The 8,626-nt window shown below is 61.3% G+C and carries 7 protein-coding genes; 3 read left to right on the forward strand and 4 right to left on the reverse strand.

Annotated features, from left to right (window positions below; translation table 11 throughout):
* Positions 1 to 447: 447 nt before the first annotated feature.
* The 4 genes from IRZ24_RS12905 to IRZ24_RS12920 all read right to left on the reverse strand — a co-directional run bounded on the left by IRZ24_RS12905 (position 448) and on the right by IRZ24_RS12920 (position 5,861).
* Positions 448 to 1,854 carry an ABC transporter substrate-binding protein gene (locus IRZ24_RS12905; protein ID WP_297164887.1) on the reverse strand — a complete coding sequence of 469 codons (1,407 nt, stop codon included), beginning with the start codon at positions 1,852 to 1,854 and terminating at the stop codon, positions 448 to 450.
* Positions 1,855 to 2,774: 920 nt separating this feature from the next.
* Positions 2,775 to 3,590: an ATP-binding cassette domain-containing protein gene (locus IRZ24_RS12910; RefSeq protein ID WP_297164889.1), complete on the reverse strand. Its 816-nt coding sequence runs from the start codon at positions 3,588 to 3,590 to the stop codon at positions 2,775 to 2,777.
* A gap of 141 nt (positions 3,591 to 3,731) precedes the next feature.
* On the reverse strand, positions 3,732 to 4,829 hold the full coding sequence (locus IRZ24_RS12915) for an ABC transporter permease (RefSeq protein WP_297164890.1): 1,098 nt from the start codon (positions 4,827 to 4,829) through the stop codon (positions 3,732 to 3,734).
* Between the two features lie 264 nt (positions 4,830 to 5,093).
* Entirely contained in the window at positions 5,094 to 5,861 is a 768-nt protein-coding gene (locus tag IRZ24_RS12920) for an ABC transporter substrate-binding protein (protein ID WP_297164893.1), read from the reverse strand.
* A 236-nt stretch (positions 5,862 to 6,097) separates the two neighbouring features.
* On the opposite strand from IRZ24_RS12920, the gene IRZ24_RS19830 reads away from it, so the two are divergent.
* The 3 genes from IRZ24_RS19830 (at position 6,098) to IRZ24_RS12930 (ending at position 8,552) form a co-directional block, all read left to right on the forward strand.
* Positions 6,098 to 6,307: a helix-turn-helix transcriptional regulator gene (locus IRZ24_RS19830; RefSeq protein ID WP_366914287.1), complete on the forward strand. Its 210-nt coding sequence runs from the start codon at positions 6,098 to 6,100 to the stop codon at positions 6,305 to 6,307.
* Positions 6,308 to 6,625: 318 nt separating this feature from the next.
* Positions 6,626 to 7,228, forward strand: coding sequence for a hypothetical protein (locus tag IRZ24_RS12925; protein ID WP_297164891.1), 603 nt, complete (start codon positions 6,626 to 6,628; stop codon positions 7,226 to 7,228).
* Positions 7,229 to 7,343: 115 nt separating this feature from the next.
* A complete protein-coding gene (locus IRZ24_RS12930; protein ID WP_297164892.1) occupies positions 7,344 to 8,552 on the forward strand; it encodes a transposase in 1,209 nt (402 codons plus the stop codon).
* Positions 8,553 to 8,626: the final 74 nt, after the last annotated feature.

Here is an 8,626-nt window from a genome sequence, read left to right on the forward strand (position 1 = left end):
CCTCCGCCGGCCCAGCGCAGAGGCCACCTCCAGCCGGTTGGCCTCTGCGCGTAGGGGAGTGAGCGCCAGCCGCCATGCCGCCCCTCTCCCTCCCCTTTCTTATCTTACCCACCACTCCACAGAAGGAGACGCCTGGCCGGGGCAGAACGAGTCGCCAGAGCACCGCGCCCCAGCAGGCGGACCTGTGAGTCAGGCAATCTAGCAAGACAGCAATGGAGAGAGGGACCAACCCCTTGCAGTGGCAAGCAGGGAGCGGTCCCTCTCCTCGTTTACTACTGGTTCTGCTGCGACACTAGCCCCTTTGAGCGGCTCAGGCTCGCAAGGCCGACCTCGGCACCCAGCATCAGCAGCGAGCTGGTCGCTGCTGCGGCCTGATTTTGCCTGGCCGGCCTTCGAACTGCACTTCCCTTCTACCCTGCCCTCACGCCCCCTTTTCACCAGCCTCGCTCAGGAGGGATAGAGGCGCGAAGCAGCATCCTCCAGCGAGCGCAGGATACTATCGAGCTGCGAGGGATTCTGAATATAGGCCAGCAGCCCTTTCCAGTACTCCTGCTCCATCGCAGACGGCAGCAAGTCATCCTGGCCCACACTGAAGTACTTCGCGTTCAGCAGCAGCTCAGCGGTGCGGCGCGAGACCGGATCAGGATAGACGCTGAGCGGCACCTGATTATTCACCGAGACAGCGCCGCCCTGCTTCGGCCAGATACTCTGACCTTCAGGCGAGGCCAGAAACTCCATATACTGGCGCGTCCCATCGTTATCGCGGAAAGCCGACAGGATATTGACAATCCCGGTCACCGCATTGGCGTACTGAGGAGTAATGGTCGGGAAAGGGAAAAAGTCGAAGTCAACCCCGGGCTGGATGCCGGGAAACTGCGTCTTAAGAAAGCTCGCCGTGAAGTCGCCGAGGAAGTACATATAGGCCTTCGGCGGATTCTCAAAGGGCAGATAGGCAGCATCTTGGAAATTGGTCGCCAGAATCGACTGCGGCGCCCCACTGATATAATGCTTGCCATTGACGATCTCGCCGAAGAGCTGGAAGGCCTGCTTGACACTTGGATGAGTCCAGGGGATCTTATGATTGACCCATTGCTGTGACAAATCCGGGCCATTAAGACTCAGATAGATCTGGTCCACCCAGTCCGCCGCCGGCCAGCCAGTGGACGAGCCACCTTCCACTCCCAACGACCAGGGATACTTACCACTGCTGGCGATCCTATTTGAGAGGGCAATCATCTCATCCCAGGTCTTGGGCGGCGTGTAGCCATTGGCCTTGAACTGCTTGGGGCTATACCAGACCGTGCTTTTCGTATTGACGCGTGGAATGACCGCGTAGAGATGGCCGTTGTAGGAAGAGACATCCAGCCAGATGCGCGAATACTGCTGCTCCATCTGGCTCATATTAAAGAACTTGTCAAGCTGAAGCAGCTTGCCCTGAGCCGCATACTGCTGAAACTCGGGCACGCTTGACATACCGGCCACATCGGGGGGATTGTTGCCACGTACGCGCGTGCTAAGCACAGCCCGCAGGTCGCTGGTCGGCTCCACGTTGACCTTAATGCCCGTCTTCTTGGTAAAGGCCGTATTAATCGCATTGAAGGCTGCCAGCTCTGCACCACTGAGCTGAGTGAGCACATCGATCGAGCTAACTTTAGGCACATTGCCGCTGCTGGTGTTCACGGTGCCGGTGCTTGTGCCACCGCAGGCGGCCAGAAGCGCCGTCGCCGCGCTGAGGCTCAGCCCCGCTGCTGTTGCCCGCTGCAGAAATTGGCGCCGATTAATGTTACTGGTGGTCAAGTACTCTTCGACGAGCTGGTCCAGCTCCTTCCGTGCACGCCGATCATAGATGTTCATCACTCACCGACCTCCTCATGCTACAGGAGTGTAGCGCGACCACAGAGAAGCTTCGCCGCCACGTTGTCGGCGTTGATCAAAGAGATGAGTTCGGGTAGCTGCTTCCTGGCTGGTTAGCTGGCTCCGCCCAAGCCTGGCCGTTCCGGGAAAGGGCCATCTCGCCCCGACCCGGCTCGACACTGGACCGGCCCGCAGTCTGTGCTGCTGGTTTGTCCGCGCATAGGTCCATGAGCAGCGCCTCCCTCAAAAGCCCACAGGCCAGGAGATCTACTGACTCGACCACTTTCACCAACAGCAACAGCACAACCAGAGAGCGCGCCTCTCCCCCCGTAAGGAGGCGTTCCTACTACATCCCGGCAGCCAGACGGATAAGCAACGCTCAGGCATAGCAGCGCCTAGACGAGCCGCTTTCTGCCTCCCCACACCTAGCCTGATCGGCAGCTAGCCGCCGGCGGCCGGCCAGAGACAAGAGACAAAGGAACAAGAGGGGAGACGCAGTAAGGCCCATCCACCAACCCAGGCCTAGGGTCCACTTCAACAGGGGCTTGGTTCCGCTCAAGAGACATCCGGACGAGCCAGGCAACAGCAACCAGCCGCGAAGGGCGCTTCTCCTCGGTCACATACCGTGGAGCAGGGGGCATGCTCTGCCTTCCCCACCTGCTAGACAGCCCTAAAACTAGAAGATGCCCCGCTTCTCCCCTTGTTCACTTCCCTTCATGAGAATGAGGATACCATACCCGGCTCCAGTTGTCCAGAGGATTTGCACGCCACACCTATAGAGGAAGGCAATGCTAGTTTGTGCTTTTCTAAGATTATACATCTTCTTCAACAGATCAGCATATGTGTCGATCGCACATGATCTGCATGCCCTCCTGATGAGCCAATGAGCCTGTGAGCGACCCAGCAATCATCAGCCTGGCTCAGCCTCGCTCAGCCCCTACCATCAGTCCCACCAGCTCATTGCTAGTAGTCTCAGCGATGCGCCGCTCACCTACCTTCTGGCCACGGCGCATAACTACTACGCGGTCAGCCACTGCAAAGATATCCTGCATATTATGGCTGATCAGAATCACCGGCACCCCACGCGCCCGCAACGTGCGCACCAGCTCCAGAACCTTGTGCTGCTCCGCCACCCCCAGGGCGGCGGTCGGCTCATCCATGATCATCAGGCGCGCATTCCAGTAGATGGCGCGGGCGATCGCCACCGACTGCCGCTGGCCTCCCGAGAGCTGGCGAATGGGCTGGCGCAGATCGGGAATGTGAATATCGAGCTGCTCCAGCACACGCCGTGTTTCCTGCAGCATATAATGCTCATCCAGCTCTTTCAGCAGGCCCCAACGGCGTCGCGTCGGCTCGCGGCCCAGAAAGATATTAGCCGGGGCATCCAGGTTCTCACAGAGGGCCAGATCCTGATAGATCGTCTCGATCCCCCGGCGGCGGGCCTCCATTGGAGAGGCAAAGGCGACCTCCTGTCCTTCGAAGAGCACTTGACCGCCATCCGGGCGATAGACGCCGGAAATGACCTTGATCAGCGTCGACTTCCCGGCCCCATTGTCGCCGAGCAGGCCCACCACCTCGCCGGGCCAGACCTCTAGACTGACGCGATCAACAGCCACCAGGCCGCCGAAACGCTTGACCAGCTCGCGCACCACCAGCACGGGCTGGGTACCTGCAGCGCTCGTCGTCGCAGCCGGCTCAGCTTCGACCTCGGGAAGCTGCGCTCTCTCTTCTCGCATAGCACTCACTCCTCACGCTCTGGGCACAACAAACGCGCGGCCACGGACCAGCCCCCTGCCCGCTCGCTCAAGGCCAAGGCCAGAGCCACCAGCGTCGCCTTTGCTGGCCCTTCGAGCAGGCACAAGCCAGCTTGCGGTCCCCTAGCGGTTCAGCACGCGGGCCTTAGCCTGGTCCATCATGACCGCCAGAATAATGACGGCCCCAATGGCCACGAACTGCCAGTAAGGATCAATCCCGATGATCACCAACCCATTTTGAATGACATAGATGATCAGCGTGCCAATCAGCGTTCCCACCAGCGTCCCCTCGCCTCCAAAGAGCGAGGCCCCACCAATGACCACTGCCGCGATCGAATCGAGCAGGAGCGGATCGCCAGCGTTGGCATCGCCGTTGGTGAAGCGCAGGACATAGAGCACACCAGCCACCGAGGCCAGAAAAGCCGAGAGCATATAGATTTTCAGAGTCTGGCGCGCCACCGGGATACCGGCCCGGCGAGCGGCCTCTGGGGCCCCTCCCAGGGCATAGGTATGGCGGCCAAAGCGCGTGCGGCTCAGCAGCCAGTGACAGAGCACAAAGGCCACGATGGCCACGATCAAGGGGAAAGGCAGAATGGAGATGAGATCACGCGGCCTGGCCCCTGGGGGCAACGTCGGCGCATGGAAAAAAGAGAAGCCGACCGCCGGGTGATAGTAGAGCAAGTAGCCATTGCCGATGTCGCCCACGCCGGGGATCTGCACACTCACCGGCTGCCCGCCGCCAGAGAAGATAAAGCCTAGGCCGCGCGCAATGCCATACATTCCCAGGGTAGCAATAAAGGGCGGCACGCGCAGGCGTCCGATCAAGATGCCGTTGACCAGCCCGGGCAGGGTGCCAACGCCCAGCGCAATCAGAATACTCAGCGGTAGTGCCAGCCCCAACCCGAGCGGCAGCCGCCCCACTAGGGCATTGAGGACCACCGCCTCAATCACCGCCGCCAGGCCCATCGTAAAACCGGTCGAGAGGTCGATCCCCGCCGCAATGATGACAAAGGTCTGCCCCAGCGACATCAGCAGAGCCAGCGCCATATCGTTGACGATCGACTGCAGATTCAGCAAGCTGAAGAAGCCAGGGCCGGTCAACGAGAAAAAGAGGAGGAGCAGCAGCAGAAACAGCCAGGCCCAGAAGCGGCTGATAACCTCTAACGGGCTGCCTTTGGTTTTGACCGCCGGCAGGGCCAACTGCTGAAGCATCTTCGCCATAGGATTTCTCTCCTTCCGCTGCAGCCAGGTTGCTGACCAAGCTCTCCCAGACAGCGAATCGCGCCGCCCCGCCGCCGCTGCGCCAGCTCAGTCAGAGCAGTCTGGTCCACTACATAGCAGCCCAGGACGAACCGGCGCGGCGGCGGTGTCTGAGCGCCTGGAGCGAGCGAGCCGGCTAGACGACCTGCCTGGGCTGGCTTACCAGCTTTTGCCTTGCCAGCTCGCTCGTCTACTTTTCTCCACAGGCAGAGAGGCAGCGTGTACTCAGCTACTCTTGTAAATGGCCGCTTGAGCCTCGGGGGTATCGACGTTCTCGCGGGTAATAATCACATAGCCGGTGGGAACTCGCTTCTGAATAGCGCTCATATTGCCTTTGAGGGCGTCGACGGCATATTGCACGCCGATGCTTCCCATGTCAGCGGGCTTCTGGGCGATGACAATATCGACGACGTTATTTTTCAGATCGACGATGGCCTGTTCGGGAGCATCGAAATTGGCAATCTTGACCTGGCCCTGCTTATGGGCATTCTTGACCGCCTGAGCTGCTCCCTCAGAGCCATAAATATTGGTACCGAAAATGCCGGCCAGATCGGGCACGCGCTGCAGCATGGCCGTCGTCTGCTCGGCGGCCTTGGCGGCACTATCACCGTTGAAGTCGACGCCGACCAGCGTGACGGCGCCGTGGGTAGCCGCAATAGCCTCTTTGCAGCCCTGCTCGCGCTGATCAGTGGTGCTGGTACCCGGCACCGTATTCTGAATATAGACCTTGCCATGTCCACCGATGGCTTTGATGAGGGCCTCGCCGGCGATCTTGCCGCCCTGAACGTTATCCGAGCCGATGTACGAGAGCGGGAAGGTCACTGGCCCATGCACATAGTCACCATCACCAATATAGGTGTCGACGGTGATCACCTTGATGCCCGCATTGCTGGCCTGCTGCAGCGGGGCAATCATGGCTTGCTTATCGCAGGGGGCAATGAGGATGGCATCGACTTTGCGCGCTACGTAGGCGTTGACGATAGGGGTTTGCAGGGTGGCAGTCTGGACGCCTTACTGTGGCTCAGGGCTTGCTTGACGAGGGAGGTAAAGGCCTTGAATAAGGTTGAGAGGTAGCCAAACAACGCTTTCCTGCCCGGTTGACCCGAGCGGTTACAGGTTTGGTATAATCAGGATGCGTTCTTTAGCGTGTGATGGCTAGTACTTACAGGCTATTTACATTAGCACTAATCAGTGTTATCCTAATTGACATCAGGAGGTATGGTCAGGCAATGAGCTTGAAGGATTATCGTGTGTCCCTTCATTGGTCTGCAGAGGAGTTGGCAAGGAGGGCGGGAGTCAATGCCCAGACTGTTCGGCGGATTGAGCGAGGATCGCCTGCCTATCTCCATACAGCACAAGCGATCGTTGATGCTTTGAGTGAAGGCCTTGGCAGGAAGGTAACGATTGATGAGGTCGGGATAAAAATAAGAATCAACTAGCATCAAATGGCTCGGGATGATGTCCCGAGCCGCTGACCTGCTGATTGCTCATCCTATAGATTGGTTGGATTGGGAAGGGCGACCAATCTATAGGGTATATGGACAGCGAGGTCTGGATGTAGTATGCCACGTCTGACCCCGGCTGTCAAGCGCGATCAGCGGTCTCCCCTGTCTGTTTTGTCCGATGGTACATCGTTGGTCGCTTGCTGGCTGCCGGGGTCGTGTTGCCTTGGCAAGACCCCGCGCGTCCCAGCAGGCCCAGAGAGGATTGATGTCCTGTCCCTGTGTTGTTGCCAGAGGAAAGGAGTATGACTCATCATGGCCGAGCTGTCTGGTTCCACGGGGTCCCCTGATCCACAGCACCCCCTGAACGCTGTCCTGTTCCCCGACCGCGCGGGGTTCCCGCACGAGTCCCCCGCTGATCCGCCTGCCGCGGCGACGTCGGCCCGACAGCAGGAGACGGCGGCGGTCTCCCCCGTCCCTTCCCCACGCTGCGCGCTGCGCGTCAGCTTGACCGAAGGGGAACCCCCGGAGCTCGTGCATGTCCCCTACATCGAGGTCCGTGATCCCGACTTCGTCGCCGGCTATCACCGCGGAGCCAGGTGCTACTTCGAGGAGGCCCTAGATGAGGAGGGCATGGCCAAGGTTTGGGAACTGACCGATCGCGAACTCACCGAACTCGTGATGGATCTCTTCAAGGAAGGCCGCTGGGACGAGCCTCCTGGGCGCGGAAGCTGGCGGGCATGGGCGGCCTGGTCGGCAGGGTTCCTGGCCGGACTCATCTCGGCCCGCATTCCCTCAACCTTGCCCCTCTACGGCAATTGTCCGCATTGCCACCAGCCTGCTGAGGCGTGCGGGGGCTGTCGCCGGTGCGGCACCTGCACCTGTCCACGCCCGGGCAGCAGCCAGGTGGCTCACTAGTCCATGAGACGGGATGGCCTGCTCCCAGGGTCCGGTACCGCACGACGGCCCTGGGTCCTGGGAGCAGGCAGGCGGCGTCTCCGGCTTCACTAGCGAAGAGGAGGAGTCTGGTATCATGGCCCAGGTGCAGCGAACCATCCCGCTACTGCTGCCAGCCGATGAGGACCTGCGGGAGACGCTGGCCGTCTTCCAGCGGGTCCAGCAGCAGCTCTCGGCCCCCTGCTTCAACGAGGGCCAGCCGCTCTCCGCCGTGGCCCTGCATCGGGCCTGCTATCACGAGGTCAAGGGCCAGCTCAACGCGCAGATGACCTGCACCGCCATCCGACTGGTGGCCGCCGCCTACCAGAGCGCCCAGAGTAACCGTCGCCCGCCACAACGCCCGTTCCAGTTCCGGCGCCGACGAGCGTTGTTTCTGATCGGCTCGCGGGGACGCGATGCCAGCCTGCGCCCCGATGGCACCCTCTCCATCTGGACCGTCGCCGGACGCAAGCACCTCCCCGTCCGCGTGCCGGAGGCCTTTGAGCCACGGCTGGCACAAGCGAAGAGGATCGATAGCCTCACCGTGCTGGAACGCGATGGGCGGCTGCTGGGGCGGCTGACGATCACGCTGGAGGTACCTGATCCTCCGACGGCCCGCCCAGAGACCGAGGCCGTCGTGGGGATCGATCTGAACGAGACGAATGCACTGGTGGCGGTGGATGGCCAGGAGCGGGTGCTGTTCGTGAGTGGGAAAGCGGTGAAGGTGCGCAATCGGCGCACGGCGAAGACGCGGGCGAGACTGCAGCGGAAGCTGGCGGCCCACAAGGCACAGCACCGGGACACGCGCAGTGTCCGACGGGTGCTGAAACGGCTTGGCCGCCGGCAACGGTACCGCACCCAAACCTTCGCGCAGACGGTAGCAAAGCGCCTGGTGGAGTGGGCGCCACCGCCGGCGGTGCTGGTCTTCGAACGGCTCCAGGTACCATCGCCGCGGAAAGAGCAGATCCGGGGACGAGCGTTGCGGCGCCGGCTCGCGCTGTGGCAGCGGGGGCTGATCCGGCGCTGGGTCGAGCAGCGAGCACAGGAGCGAGGGCTGCAGGTGGTGGAGGTGAACCCGGCCTACACCAGCCAGATCTGTTCTCGCTGTGGGCAACGGGGGAACCGGCGTCGGCATGTCTTCACCTGTCCGCAGTGCGGCTCCCAGGAGCACGCCGATATCAACGCCGCGCGCAATATCCGTACACGCTGTACTGTCCTGCGGGACAGTGGGCTGCTGTCAACCAGCCCCGAAGCCCGGGCCGACAAGGCTACGGGCAAGCCGCCTGCTGGTACGGGCGGCAGTTGACTGTGCGGGGCCGTCAACCAGCAGAGTCACACCCAACTCTTTGGCTTTGGCTTCAGCTCCCTTCTGCATGGTAA

The sequence above is a fragment of the Thermogemmatispora sp. genome (assembly GCF_019683755.1).
Taxonomy (GTDB): domain Bacteria; phylum Chloroflexota; class Ktedonobacteria; order Ktedonobacterales; family Ktedonobacteraceae; genus Thermogemmatispora.